Below are 21,017 nucleotides of genomic sequence, written 5' to 3'. Positions count from 1 at the left end.
CGTTGGGGCTCACTTTTGAAGGGCACGCCTACCAGGGGCTGACGCCCCTGGCTACGATCTGCCGCCCTTATCAGGGCTAGGAAGTAGGCGATCGGGATGCCAATCGGCGCCGCATTCAAGACATTGTTGGGGAACTCGGCGGCAGAAACTAGTGAATCGAATTAATCTGAACCTAATAAATGCGATTCATAGCATCCGAGATAATCCGCGCTAAAACACCAGTCGCCAAAAGACTAATGATTCCCCAGAACACGCCAAACAGCAAGTAATTCTTAGTGCTGACGAAATAGCAAATCACGATTCCGATGAGGCTCGCGAGGCCACATCCACCTACGGGCCCCCAAATCATAAAATCAGGCGAGATGAACCCACCAAGAATCAGACCAAGAAGCGTTGTGAAAGCAACGATGTGACGTAGGCTGATTTGCTTACGCTTCGTTAACCAACTCAGGTGTTAGCCAGCGTTGGTTGATCATCCCGGAGTAGCTTGCGCCGCGGATTCGTTTCACGGGGACCAGGTTCAAGCCGGCGAGGGCGTTGGCCAAGTGGCGGAAATCGTTGATGGAATCTCTGCCGCCACGCAGGAAGGGGATGCGGCGTTGGGTTCCGTTTTCCTTCACGACCAAATGCAACTCGCTACAGCATGAATTGTCCGACCAAGTGCTGGGCTGAAATGGGTACGTTCCGATATCTTGCAGATGATCGATCTGGTCAAAGGAAAACGACTCACTGGTACGCGGGAAGACAAACACCCGCTTCACCCGATCGATAATCAGCCACGGTCCTCCTAGCGAATCGTGGTAAATGGCCCAACCTAGAACGGCTCCAATCGCACAAGTCACTGCCCATACCGTGGCGACCAGGCCGGCGTCGACCCACGGATGACGACCGAATAGGTACACAAGCAAGCCTAAGATGGCGAAGACGGGGGTGACCAATAAGGCGGGACCGGCGATGGTCATCTTCGACATCTTACGCGGCATCAGCAACACTTTGTCAGGCGAGACGTCGAGATGCAAAAGGTTCGTATCGACAAATGATCCTTCGCAGATCACATGCAATTCTGGATTGTCCCGATCGGTAATTGGCTGAGCGACGTCCATGGCGAATCTCTTAGTCTGTAAAACAACAGTATGGGCTAATGCTGAAATGCTTACGCATTGTTGACCAACTCGGGTGTCAGCCAGCTTTGATTGATCACTTCGGAGTTCGTTGAACCGCGAATTCGTTTCACGGGGACCAGGTTCAAGTCGGCGAGAGCATTGGCCAACTGGTGGAATTCGTCGGTCGTATCGTCGGCTCCGCACAGGAACGGAATGCGGCGCTGGGTTCCGTTCTCGTTAACGACCAAGTGAAGCTCACTGCTACAGGTTTCTTCCGACCACTTGCTGGCCTGAAATGGGTACGTTCCGATATCTTGTAGATGATCGATCTCGTCAAACGAAAACGATTCGCCGGTACGCGGGAAGACGAACTCTCGCTTCACCCGATCGATAATCAGCCACGGTCCTTGGAGCGAATCACGGTGAGTCTTCCAACCAACAACGACTCCAATCGAGCAAGTTACTGCCCATACGGCGGCAACCAGGCCGACGTCGATCCAAGGATGTTCGCCAAACATGAACGCAACCACTCCGAAGATGGCGAAGAGTGGCGTGACCAGCACCGTCAGCCCGAACATCGCCATTTTCGACATCTCACGCGGCATCAGCACAACCTTTTCCGGTGTGACGTCGAGGTATAACAGTCTCGGAGTAACGTACGCTCCTTCACCGATCACATGTAAGTTTGGGTTATCCCGATCGGCAAGCGGCTGCGCGGTGTCCAAGGCGAATCTCTTAGGTTGTTAGATGAGTTCCAGGCATCTTACGCTCTGTGATGAATCCCGGCAAACCTTTCGTAATCAGTAGCAACGATTCACCCAATCGAGTAGCTTGATGGGAATCTCCTCCTACAAACCAGCTACCTTTTGTCGGTCCCCCACCTTAACTCCTCGCAGGTGTGTCATGCTCCGGTCTCCTTCCTTGGTACTTCCCGTTTCCCTGTTTGGTTTCCTTTTCTTGCTCACGGCAACAAGTTGTCACGCTCAGGTCGAGCGGGCAGGGGGCAACGCGACGGCCACTCAGCTGACGGCAACTTCCAGCGACGATTGGCCCTGTTTTCGGGGACCAAGCCACATGGGCACTTCGCCGTCCGAAGATATTCCCACGTCGTGGAGCGCCACGGAAAACCTTCTCTGGAAGACGTCGCTGCCAGGCTCAGGCGCCTCGAGCCCGATCACATTCGGCGACCACATTTACTTGACCAGCTACACCGGCTTTCTCGTGCCAGGTCAATCTGGGGGCAGTCAGGAAGATTTGAAGCGGCACGTTCTCGCGCTCGACCGAGCCAGTGGACAGATCGTTTGGCAGAAGGAAATTCCTGCTAAGCTGCCTGAAGAAGACAACATTCGCGACCATGGCTTTGCCGCCAACACCTGTGCCGCCGACGAGCAGGGCGTGATTGCGTTTCTCGGCAAGTCAGGTGTCTTTGCGTTTGATCATGAAGGGAATCCGCAGTGGCAGGCCGATGTCGGTAGCAAGACGCACGGCTGGGGAACGGCTTCGTCACCGCTGCTGTACGACGACCTGGTGATCATTAACGCCAGCATCGAAAATGAATCGCTCGTCGCGCTCGATCGCCAGACAGGCAAACCACGGTGGCAAGCTGGCGGCATCCGCGAAGCGTGGAACACGCCCATCATCGTGACGGCTGAATCAGGCCGGAAAGAAGTGGTGGTCGCTCGGCACGGCGACGTCATGGCGTTCGATCCGGCCACCGGCGATCCGCTGTGGACTTGTAAGACCGACATCAGTTGGTACATGGTGCCGACCGGTGTGGCGGCAGACGGCGTGGTTTACTTCTTGGGCGGACGTTCCGGCACGGCGGCCTTGGCCGTGAAAGCGGGCGGCAGTGGCGATGTCACGCAAACGCATCGTTTGTGGACCAGCAAAGCCGGGACCAACGTCCCATCGCCCATCTTGCACGAAGGGCATCTGTACTACATCGATTACAACGGCAGCATTGCTTACTGCACCGAAGCGAAATCAGGCGAAGTCGTCTACCAGCAGCGGCTCAATCGTTTCGATCAAGTGTACGCCTCGCCGGTCATGGCCGCTGGCAAGATCGTTTACCTGGCCCGCAATGGCGAGGCGCTCGTAATCGAAGCGAAGCCGCAGTACGAAGAGATCTCCCGCAACACACTTAAGGACGGAACGCGATTCGACGCGAGTCCAGCCATCGACGGCAACCGCCTTTTGATACGCAGCGGCGACACACTTTACTGCGTGGGCAATCGCTAGGCAGAAGCTTTCATCTCGCTTTGTCTTGACGATCTTGCGTAAACTTACTTGGCACTATGTCCACAGTTAGTAACTTATTCTTTCCGACGTGGATGGACTTCAGACCCGATGGTGGTCGCCGATAAGGCCAGTTGAAGACCGCCAGAGCCCGGCAACCTGACCGTTAAGATTCTTAGTCCGACGTTCGACAATCGCAGACGATCCCGGGCCATCCGCTCCCGCTACCCTTTGTGAATCGTTCCGCTTTGCCCAAGCCGAGGCATGGTTGGTTGGTCTACGGCTTGAGACGCACTGGTAGGGAAGTTCTCACTTCTCCCCTCAAACAGCTAGCTCGTATCTGACTTTTTTTACCTACACGCTGTCCGTGGGGGTAGAGTTTCCTAAAAGGAGAGGTTACAACGTCTGGGCAAAGGGAAATCCATTAGGATCGACCGATTTGTCCCACCATTTACTTTACGTCGACCAACCACCGTGGCCCCAACCTCCAGTTCCTACCTTCTGAATTGTTTCGGAAAGGCCACGACTCTCACGGTTGCTCACAAGCTCGCTTTGGATTGGGCGGGCTTGAGTGTTATTTCGGAAGGGTAAGGCGACCAAACCGGCGCGGCATTCGCAATTGTCTCCCAGGCAAGCGAAGCCTAGTCAACCTACGGCCAACGGCAGGCCAAGTACGAACTAGATCACCGTCTCTCCGCACGTCATCGACGTGGTTTGACATGGATGCACGAGCGCGCTTGCGCTCATAATCTTTTTAACTCAAGGAATGTTTTATGCACTGTAAGTGGTTGAGTGTCCCGGCAGTTCTTGTCGGGCTGCTAGTCCTCGCTGCTCAAACGGAAGCAGGCATGATTGCCTACGACCTCGACCTGCAAGACAAGGGTGGCGGAATGGTCGAAGGGACGACCTCGCTGGCACCACCCGTCTCGGTCGCCGCCGGCGATACGCTGACGCTGGAAACCAACTTCGCTCCTAGTCAAGGTTTGCGGATCGATGGGTCGGGCGGCTCGGAATCGTTGTTCATTGGTCTCTCGTCCGGCTTCAGTGCGTTTTCGTCGGTCAGCAATGCGAAGGTGACCCTCTTGGGTTTTTCGGGAACCAATGGGGCTTCCGACACTTACACCGCCACGTTGGCCACTTCGCCGGCCTACGGCAACATGCTGGGCGTTGTTCTGGCCGACTTCCTGGCCATGAACCAAGCGATCACCTTCACCGGCTACTCGGTTGAATTCAAGGTCAACTCGCTGAACTCTTCGCCGCAAACCTACACCCAAGGCATGCTGGTCGCCAGCAACGCTTCGGTGGTTACCGTTCCCGAACCTTCGACCTACGCGCTGTTCGGCTTGGGTGCTTTGGCAATCGGATTGATTAGCTACCGACAGATGAAACGTCAAAGCATTTTGGCGCTTGCCTAACGACCACGAGACACCCGTGTGTCGACATCATCCCCCTCGGCGGCGCGACTCATCATGGCCGACGTGCGATCAACTTCGATCGTCCGTCGGCTTTTTCGTGGATGCTTCGCAAGAAACCTCCCAGATTCTCTGAAATACCGTAACGACACGTGATCGGTCGAGTTAACCGACGTTCGTTGCCATCGTTCGGGCCTCCAAAACCCCTTAGATAACACGTTACATCGGCGAGCTCCGTTGTATTGGCATTCGGCGTGCAGCTATCTTCGCCGAGCTTTCAAGAGCATGGCTGGCAACCGCATCGGGGTTGTCGTTAGGCATGTCGCGTCGTTCAGTCGAACGGGCCAGCAGCGATCAGAATGCTCGAACCGTTTTGGTCAGTAGCATTACTTATTAGGGAGTCTTTTTGATGCAATGTAAATGGTGGAGTTCTGCAGCGATCCTTGTTGGAATGCTGTTCGTCGCGGTCCAGGCAAACGCCGCGATGATCACATACGACTTGGACCTGCAAGACACAGGGGGCGGCATAATCGAAGCTTCGGCTCCGTTTGCGCCGGCGCAAGTCATTCCGGTCGGGGAAGTCGTCACCATTGACGCTCAATTCGCGCCGGGGCAAGCGCTGCGAATTGATGGCTCGACCGATTTCGAGACATTGTTCTTGGGCATCACGTCCAACACCAATGCCTTCTCAAGTGTGAAGGATGTCACCGTGAAGCTGCTCGGCTTCTCAGGTACCGGGGGTGCAATGGATACCTACAGCGCTCCTACAGCCACGGCACGTGTCTTCGGACACGAGTTGGGCGTTGTGCTCACCGACTTTCTGACGAGCACGCAATCGGTGACCTTCACCGGTTACTCGGTCCAGTTCACGGTCAACTCGCAAAACCCGGCATCGCGATCGTTCGCCGTGGGTACCTTGGCGGCAACCAACGCCGAGATCACCACCGTGCCCGAACCTTCGACGTATGCCATGTTCGGAATCGGTGCCCTGGCAATCGGCCTGGCAGCGTTCTGGAAGACGCGTGAGAAACAAGTCGCGGCAATCGCTTAACCCGCACTATTACGACGATTCATACTACGACCCGATCGGCGAGTATCCGTGGATGCTCGCCGATCTTTTTGCGCCTGCCGGTCTCTGTTACCGGCAATCTGGGGTAAGGGCTTCTTCGCCCCGCAAACCACACTTAAGGGCCGAACCCAAACGGACCACACGAACGGTAAAGTCTGCCTTATGTGTATCATTTTGAACTTCCTGTCTCACTTTACTGTATTGAAACAGATCAACAGCAAGCACTTTCTAGTGGGAAGCACCGCGCACGATTGCCCGCTTGAGACGATTACGCAAACTATTCCGATAATTATCGTGGCGATTTTTCTACCAGGGTAGACCGCATCAGCTTGCCTGGCGCGCCTAGATTGGCGCGGGTGAGATCGCCAAATGCGGTCGTTGCACCGAGGGGCTGGGCTCTACGTGATCAGTCGGGCTAACCCTTGAACTTGCTCAGACGGTCTGCGATACCCATCTCAATCGCCATCTCGTCCACCTTGCGGCCGATTTGCGAGTTAGCCAGCTTCTGCGATTCGCGAGCCTTCTTTCGTAAACCCGAAACGATCGCTTGAATCTCGGCCACCTTCTTGATTTCCATGAAGCTCGCACAGTCGTGCAGCAGTTCGTACACCTGGTAGAACTCGCGGGCGAGCGATTCGATTTCGGCGGCCGTTAACGTCTCGCCTCGGTTCGCGATCTCGCGGCCGAGCTTGTCCTTGGAAAGGGGCTTCTTCGTAGCGGCTCCCTTGCCGGGCTTCTTTGCTTTCTTGGCCATAGTGTGGGCGCTTTCGTGAACAGAAGTGTCTCTAACGCATGACGCTATCATAACTTACTTCATCGTCCAGAATAGTCCAATAAAGTGTTTGACAAAGCGTCACGCTTTATGGACACTATACCTATCACGTAAAGCGTCACGCTTTGGAGAACACCTTTCATGAACAAAGAACTTTGTCTCGTCGCCGCTTGTCCGGTCACCGTCCACAGTCGCGGGCTGTGCGCCAAGCATTACAAAGCGGCCCAACGCATCATCGATCGCACCGAGCTCACCTGGGACGAAGTCGTCCAATCGGGCCTTTGCAAACCGACCAAGCCGAAAGGGCGAACGCATTCCCGCTTCTCACGCCGGCTGCTGGAAATCGCCCACAAACTGCATCCGCAATCGTCACCCGAAACCACCGAGGCCAACGTATGAATTCACCTTCCCCAACTTCCTTGAACCGTGAGGAACGTAACGACTACCTCGAACGTCGCGAACAAGAACGCCAGTTTCGCAGCGACACTTTCTCACGCCGCAGCCGTCCCTTTGCCACCGAAGAAGACCGCCGCAAGATCTCCGCCTGGCTCCAAGGAGGCCTCCGTCAACACATCCAAGACCAGCACGACCAAGACAACCCGAATCGTTCTGTCACGTCCGACCGTCCTTTCCCCTCACCCTAACTCTCTTACCCGAGGAAGGTGGCGAGGGGACACGCATCAGAGTCCCTGCGAACCAAACACAAACCATCCCCACGAGGAGTTCCCCAATGAAAGAGTACTTACGCGAAGTCCGCATGGAGAGCATTCGCATTCACGTCTTGGAATCACGGCGGCTGCTCGGGTTGATCTTGGACGAGTTCGATCCCGAATACCTGGTCAACACCAAATACGCGGCCGAAGAACTGCAGCACGATCTTTTGCACGTTCAATCGCTGCTCAACCGCCTCGGACCTTTTTCAAACGAGACCAATCACATCCGCTTCTGCAGCTTGAAGGATATCTCCAAGCCGAGCTACTTCCCTTCGCAAGTGAAGCTACAGCAAAAGGAGGGCGAATGAACGTCGTCATTCACCGCACGTTCGATGCGATCGAGCACGAGGCGGTTCTATTCGATTGCATGCTCGCTTATACGTTGTCGGTCCGCACAGGCATTCCTGGCTGCCGCTTCGATAGCGAGATCGTCGATCGCCAGATCACCGACTTTCAATTGGAAGATGCCCACGGCATGCACTTCACACCGCGCAGCAGCACCGCGATCAACCACTGGGCACGCACCCGCATCCTGCATGCTCTCGACGAACTCGAACTGTCCCGCGAAGCCGCCAACAAACCACCCCTCATCGACCGCCACGAACTTCACCTGGAAGCCATCGAGCGTTACGAGCAGTGGTTAGACCATCAACCCGCAAGGCAACATCCAACGGCATCCAGTCCACTCATCGCTCTGGTCCCCTCTCTCTCGCAGTCAGAGGGCTAGGGGACAACCGGGTACCGTGCCCTGCGAACCAATATCCCATTCACCCGCGCAAACCCAACCATTCGCTCACTTCAACCCAGGATCACCTCCATGAAACGACTTCCCACTTCTTCACGTGATCGTCCGCGGGAACCTTCCAACCCACAGGCCGATCGTAAACGTCGTGCGTGTCCGCCCCTTTACCAGGTGGTGGTCGAGTGTCGTGACGAACGGGAGCAGCGTGCTTTGTATGAACAACTTCGCCAGAAAGGTTTCTCATGCCGATTGTTGATGCTGTAGTCGATTGCCCAGTGCACGATTCGTTTCGTGTGCAGGCGGTGGCCGGAATGTTTGATGTTGCTGTGGGCGAACGAACCTCGCGGCAATTCGCGGTGGAGGTTCCTTCACTCGACCAATCGTGGCAGGTGGGGGCGATTGTCGGCGAGTCGGGTAGCGGCAAGTCGACTGTGGCCCGCGCGGCGTTCGGCAAACAGCTGGTTCGCACCGCGCGGTGGCCGAAGCAGGCCGCGTTGGTCGATGGGTTCCCCAAGCGAATGACGGCCCGCGAAGTGGTGCATGCGCTCACGTCGGTTGGTCTCAGTTCGCCGCCGATCTGGTGTCGGCCGTATCACGTTCTCTCGACCGGCGAGAAGTTTCGGGCTGACCTGGCTCGGGCAATTGTGGGTCGCCGGCCGGTGGTCGCGTTCGACGAGTACTCGAGCGTGGTCGATCGACAGACCGCCAAGTTCGGTTCGCTTGCCTTGCGAAAGGGAATCGATCGCGGACAAATCGCCGGGCGGTTCGTCGCGGTAACGTGTCATCAAGACATACTGCCGTGGCTGCGGCCTGATTGGGTGTTGGACATGAACCGCGGCGAGCTGACTTGGAGGTGTCTTCGGCGACCTCAACTCGACCTACGAATCCATGCCGCCAGTCGCGACGCGTGGCCCTTGTTTGCTCCGCATCACTATTTAGATGGCCAGCTGAATCCGTGTGCTCGCTGCTTCGTCGGCACGCTCGATGGGCAGCCGGCGGCGTTGGTGGCGGTGCTGAATCACTTTCATGTGCGGCGATTTAGGATTTCACGGTTAGTGACGCTGCCAACATTTCAAGGAGTCGGGATTGGCAGTGCGATGCTTGATGGCGTGGCCCGATGGCTGGCCGAGCAAGGGGCCGAGTTGATCACGATCAGCGGCAGCCATCCGGCGATCGTCGCCCACGCCAACCGCAGCAACCACTGGCAGTTCACCCAACTGCTGAAGACCGGCCGCAAACCGAGTGGCATGTTTCGCCAAGCGTGGAAGACCTCAGCAGGCCGCGCCGTCGCCACCTTCCGCTGGCGCGGTGCAAACGTGGCCTGAAGCAACCAACAACCCGTAGGGTGCGTCTCGACGCACCAAGCCCTGTTCAACGTTCGACGCAACAACCCAACACAACATCACAACGCAAGGAAATCACTTCATGGCAGGCGATTGGATTCAGATGGATCTTGATTTGGAGGACAAGCCCGAGTTCATGCGGCTGGTCGATTTAACCGACGAGGCGGAAGAACTAATCTTGGGCCGGCTGTTTCGGCTGTGGGCATTGGTCGACAAAGCAACCGACAACGGGCTGCTCAAAGGACTCACGCTGCAATCGCTCGCACGCAAGCTGGGAGGCACGCCTGAGTTCTGGCAGCACCTAACCGACGAAGCCGTCGCCTGGCTGACCGTTACCGACGAAGGCATCGTCATCCCAGGCTACGACAAACGCTTTTCCCAATCGGGAAAGCGACGCATTCAACAGGCGCGCGCATCAGCGCGACGACGATCAGAAAAGAAGACTGACATCGAGTTGTCGCCATCTTGTCGCCATCCCAAGCAACGTTTTGTTGACCTAAAGAAGAGAAGAGAAGAGGAGAGTAAAGAAGAGAAAAGAAAAGAACAAGAAACCAAAGAGGGTGCGCCTGACGGCGGCAGTCTTGGGGATTTTGCTTGGAATGAAGCTCCGCCGTCAGGGAAGAACACGCCTCGCTTCGATCCCGGTCGAGAGACGCCTCCCTTCGATTCTGACGCGTTCCGGCAAGCGTGGCGGGAATGGATCACCCATCGCGTCGAGATCGGCAAACGGCTCACATCAACGGCCGTACAGAAGCAGTTCGCGATGTTCCTCGAAATGAGCGAGCTGCGTGCGATTGCCGCGATCAACCACACAATCGCCAATGGCTGGACAGGCCTTCGCGAACCGACCCCGTCGATCGGAATTCCCCAGCGAAATGCTACGTCGCTGCCTTCGATGGCCGAGATCTTGGCGATGGATGAAGCCGAGATCGGCAAACACACCACGGCCAGCTCGCAAACGTTGCGATCAGCCGAACGTTAGAAAGCCACATTATCGAAGCCTGCGCCAGCAATCGAATTAAGGCGACCAACGGAAGGCCCAGATTCGTGGCAAATCGGCCCATTGCCTGTTTGGATTAAGGGCGCAGACACCAACAACCTTTGCCGAGAGAATCCCCTATGACAGCCGACGAGTTTGATCGGTGGTGCGTGCTCGCCAAGGATCTGTTTCCTGGCGTCGGCCATTACCTAAATCGCGTGAGCAACCCAGTTACGGTGAAGCGAATGTGGTTTCATCTCCTCAAAGAGTTCGACCAGCCTTCCGCCAACGAAGCGCTGAAGCGTTTGTTCGCAGGTCAGGCCGAAGTGCCGCGTTCAATGAGTGAACTGCCCAAGGTGGTGCGGCAGATGTTGACTCGCAACGAACCAACCTCCGCGAATCTCGACCGGCCAATGTGTCGCTGCTTGAACGAGGCGTGCGGCCAGTTGTTTCGCCTGGCCCGCGTTTGTCCCGATTGCGAATCGACACTGTGGGAACACGCCTGGCAGTGCGCCGCGTGCGAGGACCTGGGCGTGGTCACCATCTGGAGCCTGCCAGCCATGAAACAGTTGGCCCGCCACCGCAAACGAGCCGCAGTTTCAGCCAGGACGCCATCGGTCACGTTGCCATCCAGCACGTCGTCATCCGCCGTCTCGTCCACCGGTTCGCCGCCCGCCACTTCATCACCGCCGATTGCCAACACACAAGCCACAACCACGGCTCGCTGCTACTGCCCGCAAGGCCAATCCCAACACTGGCCCCCGCTAACCTACAACCCCAACTGCATGTGCCTGGCCAGCGACGATCTAGCAGCGTTTTTAAGCGAACGATAACGGAGTGAAGCTTGAGTTGGTTTGCTGGAATGCGCTGGGGCTTATTCCAGCCTACGGTTACTAGGAACTCGTACGTTACCCAATGGGCAAATCGTACAGCAAGGGACCAAGGAGTACCTTGAAGACGTTCTGTCAGCAATGGTTCGAAAGCGGGGACGGTCAAAAGAAGTTGCACGACAGATTCAACGGGCGCTGGGTGAGGGACAAGTTCGATATGTTAAGATCGGAACACCTATCGGCACAACGCGAAATATTCCAACGCTTAAGAATTTTAAATATGGTGAATTTGATCTGTGAGAGGACACCAAGCAATGCGAATTACTTGGCCAACGTTTGATAGAACACTAGGCTCTGTCAGAAAACCCTATCAACCCATCGTTTTCAAGTACCGTTGAATGAAGGCCCACTTCAGCATCCCGAGGAAGTTTCTCGCTCGCTTCTCGAAGCGAGTTAGGATGCGGCGGCATTCTTTCAGCCAGCCGATCAAGCGTTCGACGATGTTGCGTCGCCGGTATGTTTGCCGGTCAAACTCAACGAAGCGTGCGTCTCGGTCTTCGTTTGATTTGCTGGGGATGGTGGGCAGTATGCCAGTCTCGACTAGGTACTCGTCGATCCACTCGGCACGGTACCCTTTGTCGCCAGCGAGAAAGATGGGCGTGATGATTTCATCCGATTCATCGCCTCGCACTTCGCACGTCTCCAGCAACTCGTGCAAGCAACTGGACTCATGGGCTTGGCCAGGTGAAAGAACGGCATGCAGCGGGTGGCCATGCGAGTCACACAGTAAATGGATTTTGGTGCTAAAACCGCCACGACTGCGGCCTAAGGCTTCACAGCTAGCCTACTCATCCGCCCCCTTTCACGGCTCCAGCAGCACACCTGGCAGCTCGCACGGTCGTGCCATCGACGCACCACAACTCGTTGTCGATCGCCCCCGCATCCACGTGAGCAGAACGCAGCAGATCCAGGATGTCATCAAGCGTTCCGTACTGATTCCACGTCGTGAACAGGTCGTAGACCGTGCCCCACTTGCCGAACTCTTCCGGCAAGTCACGCCAGGGAGCACCGGTCCTCATGATCCACAGAATGCCATCGACCACCATCCGCCGATCGACTCGTGGCCGGCCTGTGCGAGCAGGCGGCGGAAAGATGCCAGCAATCAATTCCCATTGATCATCGGTGAGACGATGGCGTGCTATGGAGGACCTCCGTGCGTTGAAAAGAGAAAATGCTCTTCAACGGTTGGAGGTCGGGAAATGAAAGTCAAATTACTGTTTTCTGACAGAGCCTAGTTTTGCAGAAACACGATTGTCCTGCTGTCGCAATAAAACAAAGACCCGAATCTATAATTGAGGACTGCGTTGCGAATTAAACAGGGGCGACCAACGGAAGCCCCAGGAATCCGTGGATAAAACGTCTGAGCAAGCTTAGATTGCGTGCGCAGACATTAATATCCATAGCAATTAAGGAATTTAGACTATCACATTGCAATCGCAGAATCTGCCATTACACACAACAGCAAGACAATAAAGAACTAAAGAACACACCATGCATGGCATTCATATATTACATGGAATAATACACGATAAATGGGAGAATCATATCGACGAGCATGTCGACGAACTCGCGAACCTTCTTGGGCTAGATCGCGACATCCTTGACTTCAGTACATTCAGCCTAGAAATGGTCGAAGGTCGCATTTTGTCGAGATGGTCTAACAAAAGCTTTCAAGAGCAACAAGAATCGCTGTTTTCACCTCTACTGGCCTATGCTGGTGAGATAGTGAGAAGGTCAGTTTGCGGTGAATGGTTGATCATCGAGGACAAAAACACAGGCACCTTAGAACCATGGATCGTTGACGAATATCGGCGTCGATACGATATCATACGGCTTGTGCATCCCTTCATGGATGATCTGAATTCTCTGTGCCTTAAGGCTAGGGTTGAAGTCACACCGAAGCTTCCTCAGAAGTAGACTGCCTCCGATTAATCCGAGAAGAAGAATGTGTCAGGACTGAATGGCACGAACTTAAGCTCCAACTCATTGTAGCCTCCTGGGTTCTGATCGACTTTCGAGCTGACTGCAGGAGTGTTTACGGTTTTGGGCGGCGTTTGATCAGGCGAGCTTCTTTGCGATTGTGGCGATCGCCTACCGTCAACTTGGCGATCGTTCGCAGCACGCATTCCAACTGTGCAAGATAGCGGCCAGAGCGTCGGCGAAGGTAAGCAGCGAACTCGATAACGTCCTAATTGATGCGCTCAATTAAGAGCCAGCCCTGGCTCTGGTATGGATTTGATTACCAACATCAACTGACCTGCAACCCAAAATCTGAGCCATTCAAAATGAGAAAATCGAGGTAAAATCGGGCCATCCTTTTCGAGGAGAAGATGACCATGAAGAAGTCTCGATTTACGCATGAGCAGATTGCCTTTGCCCTCAAGCAGGCCGAGTCGGGTGTGCCAGTTGAGGAGGTTTGTCGAAAGCTGGGGATCAGCCAACAGACGTTCTATCGCTGGAAGAAGAAGTTTGATGGGCTGGGATGAAAAACTACGAACGACAATTGCAGATTCGCAAACAGTGTCGAATCTGAAAATTGTGTTCCGCTCGGCGGGGCCAGCGGATGAGAGATTCATCACTCACTTGCGAGAACAATATCCATTCATCGCCGGTGACTACTGCCGATTTTTGGCGATTACCGATGGCGCAGGTTTGTGGATGTACGAATTCTTTGGAAGTGGAGCGTCAAGGATGCCAGCAATTAGGGACTTGATAAATCGGTGGCGACCAATCTCAGAGAAGTTACAGGTGTTCCCATTCGCAGAAGATCCTGAAGGCAACTGCATCTCAATGCGCATCAATGGCGAAATCATTCAATATGGTGTTGAAATCGAATCCGACTCGCACTGCATTGTCTTGGCTAATTCCTTCGGTGATTTCCTGGACCATATGTTAATGGGAGAGGGTTTCTATTCGCTATTCGAAGTTCCACCGACGGAAATAGAAAACAACGAATGGCTGGATTACTTAAAACAAAAAGGCTGGCTGCAATAGGGGCTTGCTGGAATGCGCTGGGGCTTATTCCAGCCTACGGTTGCTACGGCTATTGAGTCGCCTTCTTGGAGTCCGAGAATGACGAATGAAGATCCTTCAACAGTTATCGAGCAGGCCATACGGAAGGGCGTGTTGAAACTCTTGTATAATGCGGATGGACAATGTACCAAGGCACTCCTTGAAGGGAATGACACTCAGTTCCTAGCCGTATGCACCATAACCAGTCTGATCGAGCTGGATGTCGACTATTGTTCTCTCACCGATAATGCATTCAGGCACATCGAGCAACTGCCACGCCTGAAAAGGTTATCCTTTGTTGATACGAATGTTACCGGGTTCGCGTATGATGTCTTGAAGACATTGCCCTATATTGAGGAAATCAGGTGTAATCCTTGTCGCGAAACAGCGGCTGCCGCTAAGGCACTTGCCGGTTGCCCTTCGCTTCAGGTATTGAAGTTATCCGAAAGCGGATTTCAATCTGCCGATGTACAGAAACTCCTAGATCTGCCAGTGTTAGAGGAACTCTCTCTTGAATTGTGTGAGAATCTCAGCGATGGCTGTTTTCAAAACATCGCCCGCAGCCAGTTGAAACGTGTCATGTTTTCGCATGGTGCATGCGGCGACGAAACCTGTCGTCATCTTTCTGAATCAACCACGATGGACAGGCTTAGCATCAGCGATGTTCCAATAACTGGCTGCGGCATCGGATATCTAGGTCAAATTCCGAGCCTCAAATCGCTTTTACTCGGCGGCATGAACGTGGGAACAAGTGATCTTAGGCAGCTTGGAACCTGTCCCAATCTCAGGGAGTTGTCACTGTTGGACATGCCGCTCGATGATGGGATTGTTGAATACTTTTTGAATTTGCCGAAGCTTGAAGAATTGCTTATTTCTGACACGAAGATATCTGAGTTGGGACGAAAGAGGCTGATGTCAAAACCGTGGAGCTATCTTTATTGTGAGTAGAACCGCATTGCTTTCCGAAGTCTCATCAAGCGGGGCATGCTGTAATGCGCTGGGGCTTATTCCAGCCTACGGTTCGCTTTAATCCACTAAGGCAGTTGGCCCCAACGAGCAAAGGTTGTCTGGAAACACCTTTTCGACCCACATGAGCTTGACCAGTTCATCGTCGATCGTGTCAGTTCGAATCGCAAAGTCGGTCACTATTACGATTTGCATGTCTCTTCGGAGAATGACAACATCAATCTTTTCTGTTTGATTAAAACTGAAATTAAGGCCCTCTCCTTCTATGAACTTCTGATCTGGGTCGCGTGGAACGATGCGAGAGCGTCCTGTTTGATCATGAAATCTGACATCGCGAACCGTTTGTTGTCGTTTAATGGCGATAATGCGCCCCGAGAAGGTCTTGGAGAATTTAAGAAATACGCCTGGAAATTCGGTTCTTGAAAACACTTGTTTGTCAGCGGTAAGAAGCTGTTGATGTGACAGATCCATGCTCTTCAAAAGACCAGAAGCAGCAATTACCACATAGATAATATGGAATATTGGTACCAACGTTCATGTCCTTTCGAGAGAGCCCGTTCTTTTGCTCGAAAACTCAAAGTCTAACGAAGCGTAACCTACCGAATATCTGCCATTTCTTGCAATACATTTACAGTGTCAAAGCCCACGCAGACGTAAGCATGGCATTCTACGGAGTAATGGCGAGTTGGTTGCGGGGCTTGCTATAGTGCGCTGGGGCTTATTCCAGCCCGTAGGCTTCGTGATAGAACCTTGGGTTGTTTGCCAGTTCCGTTACGAATGCAAGAAGGTTTTGGCTGATTACGTCACCAAACGGCCAACAAACTTGGCCGTCTCGCAATACGAGATACAGTCGATCACCGATCTCAAAGAAAGGTAGCTCCCCATCGTCGAAGCCTTCGCTCGGGAAAATGTCCTCGTCTTCGCCAAGGAACAGTTCAGCGACTTCATCAGGATCAAGAAATCGATTGATGTACTTGAAATCGGTTCTTGATGTATCGCTTTGCGGAGCCTTCAAGAATCCGCTTCCAATCTGGCAAAAGAACTTTCGTAGCTGCTCTGGAAAGGGGTTTCCTATTCGACGCTCTGCACTCTCGATATCTTCGGCGGTAACTGGGAAACGGACGTTGGGGAAATCTGGTTCGCCAGTTCCGTCTCGCATGATGCTTGTCAGAAAATGAAACATGTGATTTCCGTTGGTCAGTCGATCTTCTCCCGTATTCCAGCCGGGCTTGCTGGAAGGCGCTGGGGCCGATTCCAGCCTACGGTTGCTACTGCTCACTGGCTTTCAATCAGATCGCTCATGTGGGTTTGGAAGGCGGTGAAGAAGTTGTTGGCTTCGGTCGTGATGTCTAGGTGGTTGCGATAGTCTCGTTCGATCTGCACGATGAGGCATTCGCCGTCGCTCGTTGGTTTGGCCAGGTCGATGCAGGTTGCCATGTCGAGGTCGTATTCGTACCAAACTACCAGGTACTGGTCGGGCAGGTCCCACGATTTCCGCAACAGCAATGTTTGAAAATAGGCCGATTCGCCGGCCTCGGTGGTGGGATCGTTGTTGACGATACCTCGGTAAGGGTTGTACTCCGGTCCAGCGAATCCGTATGCCTGGACGAACTCGCGGTAGCTGCGGGGCAGCGGGCGTCCGAGTAGCGTTTCGAGCGACTCGATCGCGGCTTCCGATTGTTCGCCATCGGTAGCGACTTCAATCCCGGCCTCTTTCAGTTGAGCCAGGATCTTGTCGCACGAATCTTTTGTCTTGCCGGGCGATGTGGCCAGGATCGCGGATGCTTCCGCCATGGGGTGGCTGGCAACGGGGCGTTTAAAGTAATGAATCGCGTGATCGATTTGCGGCGGGCTTCGTCCATCGGTAATCGGCCACACGCTGACGAGTTCCCAACCGTCGCGGCCCAATTTGTCGAGCGTGGCTTGCACGCGATCGACGGAAGAATCATCTAATGCCCGACGCCAGAGCGTACGATCGATCTCGAGCAGAACTGTTTTGTATTCGAACTGCATGCCCGTTCCCCGTGCGGCCCAGCCGCATGACAGTGGCGGATGAAAAGTTGCGAGTCGACATTATTTCATCGAATCGGACGCCGGACCAGCCAGTTTCAACATTTCATCGACCGCGGCCCGCATCAGCGATTGGGCGTGGGGATCGAGCTGATTGGTATCGTACGTGAGAAGCTCTTGCATCAGGTCGACCAACCGCGCGCTGGGAGCGATCTGCTTCGTTTCGTCGATCTGATCGAAGTCGAGCAACAACCGTTCCAACGGTTGCTGGCAAGCGTTGTAATACAAATCGTTCACCGTCTCGAGCAAGTCATCATGAATCTGCTCGAACGACATCTGGCGGTAGTCCATGCGGGGAGCTTCCTGTTAACCTTGCTGGTTAAGTCATGGTGTCGACACGGGCAATCGGAAACATGTCCCCGAGAGGTTTCCCGGCGATGCAGCACATCGTGCGTCGAGACACATCCTACGGATTGGTGATTGCGACTTGCTTGCCGTGGTCGGCGTTACACGTAGTCGTCTTCGGCGATGATGGGTTTGGTCCAATCGACTTCGAAGTGTTCGATCGGGAATTCGAGGCAGAGGTCGCTGTCGAGTTCGTCTTCGAGTTGGTAGTTGAAGAAGACGCAGCTGGGGTTTTCGGTTTGGTCTTCGAAGTTGAGCGTGATGTCTTGCAGTTCGAGTTCGCCTGATTCGACTTCATGATCGGGTCCCAGCACTTGCAGGTGGCGCTGCGTGACTTCACAGATGATCGGCATGTTGTCGAGCCAGCCTTGGGCGAGCTTGCGGAACAAGGCGACCGTTTCGTCCGAGACCAAATCGACCTCGAAGGTCAGCGTGACCTTTTGCCCGGCCAGATCAACCGTGGCCGTGGGGCCGAGGTAAGTGCATGAATCGAAATCAAAGTCGCTCGGACTAAGGTTCCTGTAATCGACGGCCATGATTACTCCATTCGTTGCTAAGAGAAGGGGGGCGAACCGCCAGCTTCACCATGCGTTCCACGCACGCGGCGAGCGGTAATGGGGGTGCCCCTTATTATGCCCGATGTTTCCTGCCGAGCCAAATTTCTACGGTAAGATGCGCGGGACCATTTCCGATACGAAAGATGAAAATGGTAGAAGCCAAGCGTACCTGGAAGCAGGTTGTATCTCGGCGCACCGGAACTACTTGGCCCTGTTGCGAATGAGGAGATGTCGATCCGCATGCCACCTCGAACGTCACCGGCGCGGACTAAGCGTGAACGCGAAGATCGAGGTGCCAGGCGGTGACCTCTTTGCTTTGGCAGATTGAAATCAAGGGAACGCCAGTCAGGTGCATCGCGAAGTAGCTGACTCGATACCGGCGGGCCGATCTACTCGATGTGGGCTGCAGGTCAAAAGACGCCATCCATTTACCCATTTTACCTATTCTACCACCCCCCCGCTCAAGTTATAATTGCATTTTCTGCTCTCGGCCCACGTCTACCCATTCGAGGCGGGCTGAGTTTTCAGACATCGAATGCAACAGAGACGAGAAGATGCGGGTAATGCGACCGATCGTGGCGTGCGTGGTATTGGCCTTGGGCATTGTGGTCGAGGCGGATGCAGGTATCCTCTTAACTCGCAACGACTTAGATACCTCGCTGGGCGCAGCTGCCAGTACGGAAGACTTCGAAAGCTGGACCGGCAGCGCCTTGACCGCGCCCGACTTCGACACGCTCGATTCCTCGACCATTTTGGGAGGCCAAGGTCCCGGAATTGTGAATGATGGATTGTTGTTCACAGCCGATCCTGGCCCCGCAGGCTTTTCCTTTCTGCAGTTAGATCGCAGCGGTTTTTACAACGTCCCGTCGGGCTCGCTGCTGGCGGTGGGGCAGGGCCTGATTATCGACTTTCAAGATTTCGTAACCGACGCGGGCTTCGATTTCTTCGAGTTCGACGGCTCGGCCGATACGGCCACGATCACGGTGTTTGGCGCGGACGATACCACGCTGCTGTATACCAGCGGTTTACTTTCGGCCCCGAATGCCCCTGCGAGCAACTTCTTCGGCTATCAAGATCTCGGCGGCATTGGCAAGATTGAAATCTCGTCGACGAACCGGCCATTCAGCCCGCTTATCGATAACTTGACCTACGGGTCGACCGTCGCACCCGTGCCGGAACCATCGACGATGGCGCTGATTGCTATCGGTGCCGGCCTGGCAGGCTTGAATGCCCTGCGTCGTCGCCGAGGGGCGCGGCACGCTGAGACGACGGCGTAGCACAATCCGGCACATCGTGAAGCACGCTACGGGTTGGTTGGCGGGTAGTGATCTTCCAGCAGCAGGATGATTTCGTCGTAGCCGTACGTCGATGTCTGGGTGCGGACCGCTTCATCGCGGAGGTTCATCGCCAGAGCCAACGGGGAAGGAAGTTTGGGGTGCGTCGAATCATCGGCCTCGTGTTCTAAGAGTAGCCTCACCACCTCGATGTTACGGCTGCGAATGGCCAGGTGCAAAGCCGTTTCCCCTTGGATGTTCGGCGCGTTTAAGTCCACGTCATGCTTTAGCAGCAGCTCGCACATTTCGGCCCGATCGTACTGGGCGGCCAGGTGCAGATACGTGGGTGCCGCATGGGTGAAGCCACCATGATCGAGCGGTGCCTGCACTTCGGCCCCATGCTCGATCAACAGCTTGGCCAGGTCGCGCCGATTCTGCATGATGGCAAATACCAGTGGGGCAGATTGGTTCTGCACATAGCGATCGTCCGCCTTACCGCCTGCTTCGAGGAACCGCTCGCAAAGATCGTACTGCCCCCCGAGCACTGCCCACGACACGGCCCCGGGTAGCCGTCCGAAATCGGGATACTGAGCACTCAACTTGGCCATCCGCTGGAACGTATCACCCCGAAACTCCTGCGTGGCGATCGTTATCGTAAACTCGTCCTCAGCCGCCAACCGCACAACGTACCGCTGATACAACATCACCCCGACGGCAATCACCGCGGTGATGACCAGCAACGTGAAGATCGAGAAGCGGATGCGAGGTGGTTTCATGGGTCGGAAGTTTCGAGGTGTTGTTCGAGTAGATCGATGATCTGTTGTTGCGATTCTTTCCACAACTCTTGTTCGCCGCGACTGTCTCGCTGGCTGACGAAGATGTCGTACGGGGTTTGGCCCTGCTTGTCTTTGGTGAGCTTCGCTCCATGTTCGAGCAATAGCCGAACTACGGAAAGATCGCCTGCATAGTGCAGTGGGGTCGCGAGATCATCGTTAGTGCTGTTGACGTCGACTCCGTTGTCGAGCAGCACCTTGCAAGTTTCCCCAGCGCCGAACCTCGCGGCGACGTGCAAAAGCGTGGTGTTATCGACGTAACTTCCCGCCGGTAGCGAAATGTCGGGACACTTCACGTCGGCACCATACTGAATCATTAACTGAACCATGTCAGACTCATTTCGCACGATCGGAAACAGCACAACGGGCACTTCCGACTGTTTCATGAACTCTCGCGGATTCGCCCCCGCTTCCAGAAACTGGCGGCATAGATCGACATCGCCATGCAGCGCCACCCAACCCATCGCCTGCGGACGTGTGGCAAGCGTTGGATACCGGATGACCAATGCCGATAATTCCGGGATCACTTCGTCGCCGATTTGGTAATCATTGACGATCTCCAGAAACCGCGTCTCCGCTTTTTGCCAAGCCACATGCCGTTGATACAACATCAGCCCCACGGCAATCACCGCGGTGAAGACCAGCAGCGTGAAGATCGAGAAACGGAAGCGAGGCGGTTTCATGGGTTCAATCTAACGGATC

25 protein-coding genes and 2 pseudogenes are annotated in these 21,017 nt (G+C 54.7%); 15 read left to right on the top strand and 12 right to left on the bottom strand.

Annotated elements, in window-relative coordinates; translation table 11 throughout:
- Window positions 1–428: 428 nt before the first annotated feature.
- Together C5Y83_RS06330 and C5Y83_RS06325 are read right to left on the bottom strand one after the other, a co-directional pair.
- Window positions 429–1,103, bottom strand: coding sequence for a hypothetical protein (locus C5Y83_RS06330; protein ID WP_105328808.1), 675 nt, complete (start codon window positions 1,101–1,103; stop codon window positions 429–431).
- A gap of 50 nt (window positions 1,104–1,153) precedes the next feature.
- Window positions 1,154–1,828: a MerC domain-containing protein gene (locus C5Y83_RS06325; protein ID WP_105328807.1), complete on the bottom strand. Its 675-nt coding sequence runs from the start codon at window positions 1,826–1,828 to the stop codon at window positions 1,154–1,156.
- 178 nt (window positions 1,829–2,006) lie between these two features.
- On the opposite strand from C5Y83_RS06325, the gene C5Y83_RS06320 reads away from it, so the two are divergent.
- From C5Y83_RS06320 to C5Y83_RS06310, 3 genes are all read left to right on the top strand, one after another.
- A complete protein-coding gene (locus C5Y83_RS06320) occupies window positions 2,007–3,341 on the top strand; it encodes a PQQ-binding-like beta-propeller repeat protein (RefSeq protein ID WP_158262259.1) in 1,335 nt (444 codons plus the stop codon).
- A gap of 770 nt (window positions 3,342–4,111) precedes the next feature.
- On the top strand, window positions 4,112–4,753 hold the full coding sequence (locus C5Y83_RS06315; protein WP_105328805.1) for a PEP-CTERM sorting domain-containing protein: 642 nt from the start codon (window positions 4,112–4,114) through the stop codon (window positions 4,751–4,753).
- Window positions 4,754–5,159: 406 nt separating this feature from the next.
- Complete coding sequence (locus C5Y83_RS06310; RefSeq protein ID WP_105328804.1) at window positions 5,160–5,801, top strand: PEP-CTERM sorting domain-containing protein; 642 nt, start codon at window positions 5,160–5,162, stop codon at window positions 5,799–5,801.
- Window positions 5,802–6,234: 433 nt separating this feature from the next.
- On the opposite strand, the gene C5Y83_RS06305 is transcribed toward C5Y83_RS06310, so the two are convergent.
- The gene (locus tag C5Y83_RS06305; RefSeq protein WP_105328803.1) at window positions 6,235–6,573 is read right to left on the bottom strand and encodes a hypothetical protein; all 339 of its coding nucleotides are present in this window, start codon (window positions 6,571–6,573) and stop codon (window positions 6,235–6,237) included.
- Between the two features lie 159 nt (window positions 6,574–6,732).
- On the opposite strand from C5Y83_RS06305, the gene C5Y83_RS06300 reads away from it, so the two are divergent.
- The 8 genes from C5Y83_RS06300 to C5Y83_RS06270 all read left to right on the top strand — a co-directional run bounded on the left by C5Y83_RS06300 (window position 6,733) and on the right by C5Y83_RS06270 (window position 11,201).
- On the top strand, window positions 6,733–6,990 hold the full coding sequence (locus tag C5Y83_RS06300) for a hypothetical protein (RefSeq protein WP_105328802.1): 258 nt from the start codon (window positions 6,733–6,735) through the stop codon (window positions 6,988–6,990).
- Complete coding sequence (locus C5Y83_RS06295; protein WP_105328801.1) at window positions 6,987–7,235, top strand: hypothetical protein; 249 nt, start codon at window positions 6,987–6,989, stop codon at window positions 7,233–7,235. Before C5Y83_RS06300 ends, C5Y83_RS06295 begins: the two co-directional genes overlap by 4 nt.
- A gap of 86 nt (window positions 7,236–7,321) precedes the next feature.
- Window positions 7,322–7,612 (top strand): hypothetical protein, encoded by a 291-nt coding sequence (locus C5Y83_RS06290; protein ID WP_105328800.1) that lies wholly within the window; start codon window positions 7,322–7,324, stop codon window positions 7,610–7,612.
- A complete protein-coding gene (locus C5Y83_RS06285; RefSeq protein ID WP_105328799.1) occupies window positions 7,609–8,031 on the top strand; it encodes a hypothetical protein in 423 nt (140 codons plus the stop codon). The genes C5Y83_RS06290 and C5Y83_RS06285 overlap by 4 nt, the downstream gene beginning before the upstream one ends.
- A gap of 90 nt (window positions 8,032–8,121) precedes the next feature.
- Window positions 8,122–8,310, top strand: a complete 189-nt coding sequence (locus C5Y83_RS29090) for a hypothetical protein (protein WP_146117665.1) — start codon at window positions 8,122–8,124, stop codon at window positions 8,308–8,310.
- Window positions 8,289–9,371: a GNAT family N-acetyltransferase gene (locus tag C5Y83_RS06280; protein WP_105328798.1), complete on the top strand. Its 1,083-nt coding sequence runs from the start codon at window positions 8,289–8,291 to the stop codon at window positions 9,369–9,371. The genes C5Y83_RS29090 and C5Y83_RS06280 overlap by 22 nt, the downstream gene beginning before the upstream one ends.
- A 100-nt stretch (window positions 9,372–9,471) precedes the next feature.
- Entirely contained in the window at window positions 9,472–10,371 is a 900-nt protein-coding gene (locus C5Y83_RS06275; protein WP_105328797.1) for a hypothetical protein, read from the top strand.
- Between the two features lie 137 nt (window positions 10,372–10,508).
- The gene (locus C5Y83_RS06270) at window positions 10,509–11,201 is read left to right on the top strand and encodes a hypothetical protein (RefSeq protein WP_105328796.1); all 693 of its coding nucleotides are present in this window, start codon (window positions 10,509–10,511) and stop codon (window positions 11,199–11,201) included.
- 367 nt (window positions 11,202–11,568) lie between these two features.
- Here the strand turns inward: C5Y83_RS06270 and C5Y83_RS29970 are convergent.
- Together C5Y83_RS29970 and C5Y83_RS29965 are read right to left on the bottom strand one after the other, a co-directional pair.
- A pseudogene (locus C5Y83_RS29970) lies at window positions 11,569–12,021 on the bottom strand (IS5 family transposase); the annotation flags it as partial.
- A gap of 25 nt (window positions 12,022–12,046) precedes the next feature.
- The gene (locus tag C5Y83_RS29965) at window positions 12,047–12,400 is read right to left on the bottom strand and encodes an IS5 family transposase (RefSeq protein WP_105328793.1); all 354 of its coding nucleotides are present in this window, start codon (window positions 12,398–12,400) and stop codon (window positions 12,047–12,049) included.
- A 1,194-nt stretch (window positions 12,401–13,594) separates the two neighbouring features.
- Between C5Y83_RS29965 and C5Y83_RS06245 the strand changes: the two are divergent.
- From C5Y83_RS06245 to C5Y83_RS06235, 3 genes and pseudogenes are all read left to right on the top strand, one after another.
- A pseudogene (locus tag C5Y83_RS06245) lies at window positions 13,595–13,741 on the top strand (transposase); the annotation flags it as partial.
- A complete protein-coding gene (locus tag C5Y83_RS06240) occupies window positions 13,731–14,252 on the top strand; it encodes an SMI1/KNR4 family protein (RefSeq protein WP_105328791.1) in 522 nt (173 codons plus the stop codon). The pseudogene C5Y83_RS06245 and the gene C5Y83_RS06240, both read left to right, overlap by 11 nt.
- A gap of 78 nt (window positions 14,253–14,330) precedes the next feature.
- The gene (locus C5Y83_RS06235) at window positions 14,331–15,218 is read left to right on the top strand and encodes a hypothetical protein (protein ID WP_105328790.1); all 888 of its coding nucleotides are present in this window, start codon (window positions 14,331–14,333) and stop codon (window positions 15,216–15,218) included.
- A 78-nt stretch (window positions 15,219–15,296) separates the two neighbouring features.
- On the opposite strand, the gene C5Y83_RS06230 is transcribed toward C5Y83_RS06235, so the two are convergent.
- The 5 genes from C5Y83_RS06230 to C5Y83_RS06210 all read right to left on the bottom strand — a co-directional run bounded on the left by C5Y83_RS06230 (window position 15,297) and on the right by C5Y83_RS06210 (window position 18,187).
- Window positions 15,297–15,767, bottom strand: a complete 471-nt coding sequence (locus C5Y83_RS06230; RefSeq protein WP_146117664.1) for a hypothetical protein — start codon at window positions 15,765–15,767, stop codon at window positions 15,297–15,299.
- 187 nt (window positions 15,768–15,954) lie between these two features.
- Window positions 15,955–16,419: an SMI1/KNR4 family protein gene (locus C5Y83_RS06225; protein WP_146117663.1), complete on the bottom strand. Its 465-nt coding sequence runs from the start codon at window positions 16,417–16,419 to the stop codon at window positions 15,955–15,957.
- Between the two features lie 92 nt (window positions 16,420–16,511).
- A complete protein-coding gene (locus C5Y83_RS06220) occupies window positions 16,512–17,249 on the bottom strand; it encodes an SMI1/KNR4 family protein (RefSeq protein ID WP_105328787.1) in 738 nt (245 codons plus the stop codon).
- Window positions 17,250–17,309: 60 nt separating this feature from the next.
- Window positions 17,310–17,597: a hypothetical protein gene (locus C5Y83_RS06215; RefSeq protein ID WP_105328786.1), complete on the bottom strand. Its 288-nt coding sequence runs from the start codon at window positions 17,595–17,597 to the stop codon at window positions 17,310–17,312.
- Between the two features lie 155 nt (window positions 17,598–17,752).
- Complete coding sequence (locus tag C5Y83_RS06210; RefSeq protein ID WP_105328785.1) at window positions 17,753–18,187, bottom strand: hypothetical protein; 435 nt, start codon at window positions 18,185–18,187, stop codon at window positions 17,753–17,755.
- A 584-nt stretch (window positions 18,188–18,771) separates the two neighbouring features.
- Between C5Y83_RS06210 and C5Y83_RS06205 the strand changes: the two genes are divergently transcribed.
- Entirely contained in the window at window positions 18,772–19,485 is a 714-nt protein-coding gene (locus C5Y83_RS06205; RefSeq protein WP_158262257.1) for a PEP-CTERM sorting domain-containing protein, read from the top strand.
- A 26-nt stretch (window positions 19,486–19,511) separates the two neighbouring features.
- Here the strand turns inward: C5Y83_RS06205 and C5Y83_RS06200 are convergent, their stop codons facing one another.
- Window positions 19,512–20,258, bottom strand: coding sequence for an ankyrin repeat domain-containing protein (locus C5Y83_RS06200; protein WP_105328783.1), 747 nt, complete (start codon window positions 20,256–20,258; stop codon window positions 19,512–19,514).
- Window positions 20,255–20,998: an ankyrin repeat domain-containing protein gene (locus C5Y83_RS06195; RefSeq protein ID WP_105328782.1), complete on the bottom strand. Its 744-nt coding sequence runs from the start codon at window positions 20,996–20,998 to the stop codon at window positions 20,255–20,257. The genes C5Y83_RS06200 and C5Y83_RS06195 overlap by 4 nt, the downstream gene beginning before the upstream one ends.
- Window positions 20,999–21,017 lie beyond the last annotated feature (19 nt).

Source organism: Blastopirellula marina (assembly GCF_002967765.1).
GTDB lineage: Bacteria > Planctomycetota > Planctomycetia > Pirellulales > Pirellulaceae > Bremerella > Bremerella marina_A.
The sequence above is the reverse complement of the archived record's forward strand: the minus strand, read 5'-3'. Positions and strand labels throughout refer to the sequence as shown.

Bases quoted from the DNA above. Each gene is read 5' to 3' on its own strand.
- C5Y83_RS06330 (WP_105328808.1), bottom strand. From the start codon at position 1,103: ATGGACGTCGCTCAGCCAATTACCGATCGGGACAATCCAGAATTGCAT.
- C5Y83_RS06320 (WP_158262259.1), top strand. From the start codon at position 2,007: ATGCTCCGGTCTCCTTCCTTGGTACTTCCCGTTTCCCTGTTTGGTTTC.
- C5Y83_RS06315 (WP_105328805.1), top strand. From the start codon at position 4,112: ATGCACTGTAAGTGGTTGAGTGTCCCGGCAGTTCTTGTCGGGCTGCTA.
- C5Y83_RS06310 (WP_105328804.1), top strand. From the start codon at position 5,160: ATGCAATGTAAATGGTGGAGTTCTGCAGCGATCCTTGTTGGAATGCTG.
- C5Y83_RS06305 (WP_105328803.1), bottom strand. From the start codon at position 6,573: ATGGCCAAGAAAGCAAAGAAGCCCGGCAAGGGAGCCGCTACGAAGAAG.
- C5Y83_RS06300 (WP_105328802.1), top strand. From the start codon at position 6,733: ATGAACAAAGAACTTTGTCTCGTCGCCGCTTGTCCGGTCACCGTCCAC.
- C5Y83_RS06295 (WP_105328801.1), top strand. From the start codon at position 6,987: ATGAATTCACCTTCCCCAACTTCCTTGAACCGTGAGGAACGTAACGAC.
- C5Y83_RS06290 (WP_105328800.1), top strand. From the start codon at position 7,322: ATGAAAGAGTACTTACGCGAAGTCCGCATGGAGAGCATTCGCATTCAC.
- C5Y83_RS06285 (WP_105328799.1), top strand. From the start codon at position 7,609: ATGAACGTCGTCATTCACCGCACGTTCGATGCGATCGAGCACGAGGCG.
- C5Y83_RS29090 (WP_146117665.1), top strand. From the start codon at position 8,122: ATGAAACGACTTCCCACTTCTTCACGTGATCGTCCGCGGGAACCTTCC.
- C5Y83_RS06280 (WP_105328798.1), top strand. From the start codon at position 8,289: ATGCCGATTGTTGATGCTGTAGTCGATTGCCCAGTGCACGATTCGTTT.
- C5Y83_RS06275 (WP_105328797.1), top strand. From the start codon at position 9,472: ATGGCAGGCGATTGGATTCAGATGGATCTTGATTTGGAGGACAAGCCC.
- C5Y83_RS06270 (WP_105328796.1), top strand. From the start codon at position 10,509: ATGACAGCCGACGAGTTTGATCGGTGGTGCGTGCTCGCCAAGGATCTG.
- C5Y83_RS06240 (WP_105328791.1), top strand. From the start codon at position 13,731: ATGGGCTGGGATGAAAAACTACGAACGACAATTGCAGATTCGCAAACA.
- C5Y83_RS06235 (WP_105328790.1), top strand. From the start codon at position 14,331: ATGACGAATGAAGATCCTTCAACAGTTATCGAGCAGGCCATACGGAAG.
- C5Y83_RS06225 (WP_146117663.1), bottom strand. From the start codon at position 16,419: ATGTTTCATTTTCTGACAAGCATCATGCGAGACGGAACTGGCGAACCA.
- C5Y83_RS06220 (WP_105328787.1), bottom strand. From the start codon at position 17,249: ATGCAGTTCGAATACAAAACAGTTCTGCTCGAGATCGATCGTACGCTC.
- C5Y83_RS06215 (WP_105328786.1), bottom strand. From the start codon at position 17,597: ATGGACTACCGCCAGATGTCGTTCGAGCAGATTCATGATGACTTGCTC.
- C5Y83_RS06210 (WP_105328785.1), bottom strand. From the start codon at position 18,187: ATGGCCGTCGATTACAGGAACCTTAGTCCGAGCGACTTTGATTTCGAT.
- C5Y83_RS06205 (WP_158262257.1), top strand. From the start codon at position 18,772: ATGCGACCGATCGTGGCGTGCGTGGTATTGGCCTTGGGCATTGTGGTC.
- C5Y83_RS06200 (WP_105328783.1), bottom strand. From the start codon at position 20,258: ATGAAACCACCTCGCATCCGCTTCTCGATCTTCACGTTGCTGGTCATC.
- C5Y83_RS06195 (WP_105328782.1), bottom strand. From the start codon at position 20,998: ATGAAACCGCCTCGCTTCCGTTTCTCGATCTTCACGCTGCTGGTCTTC.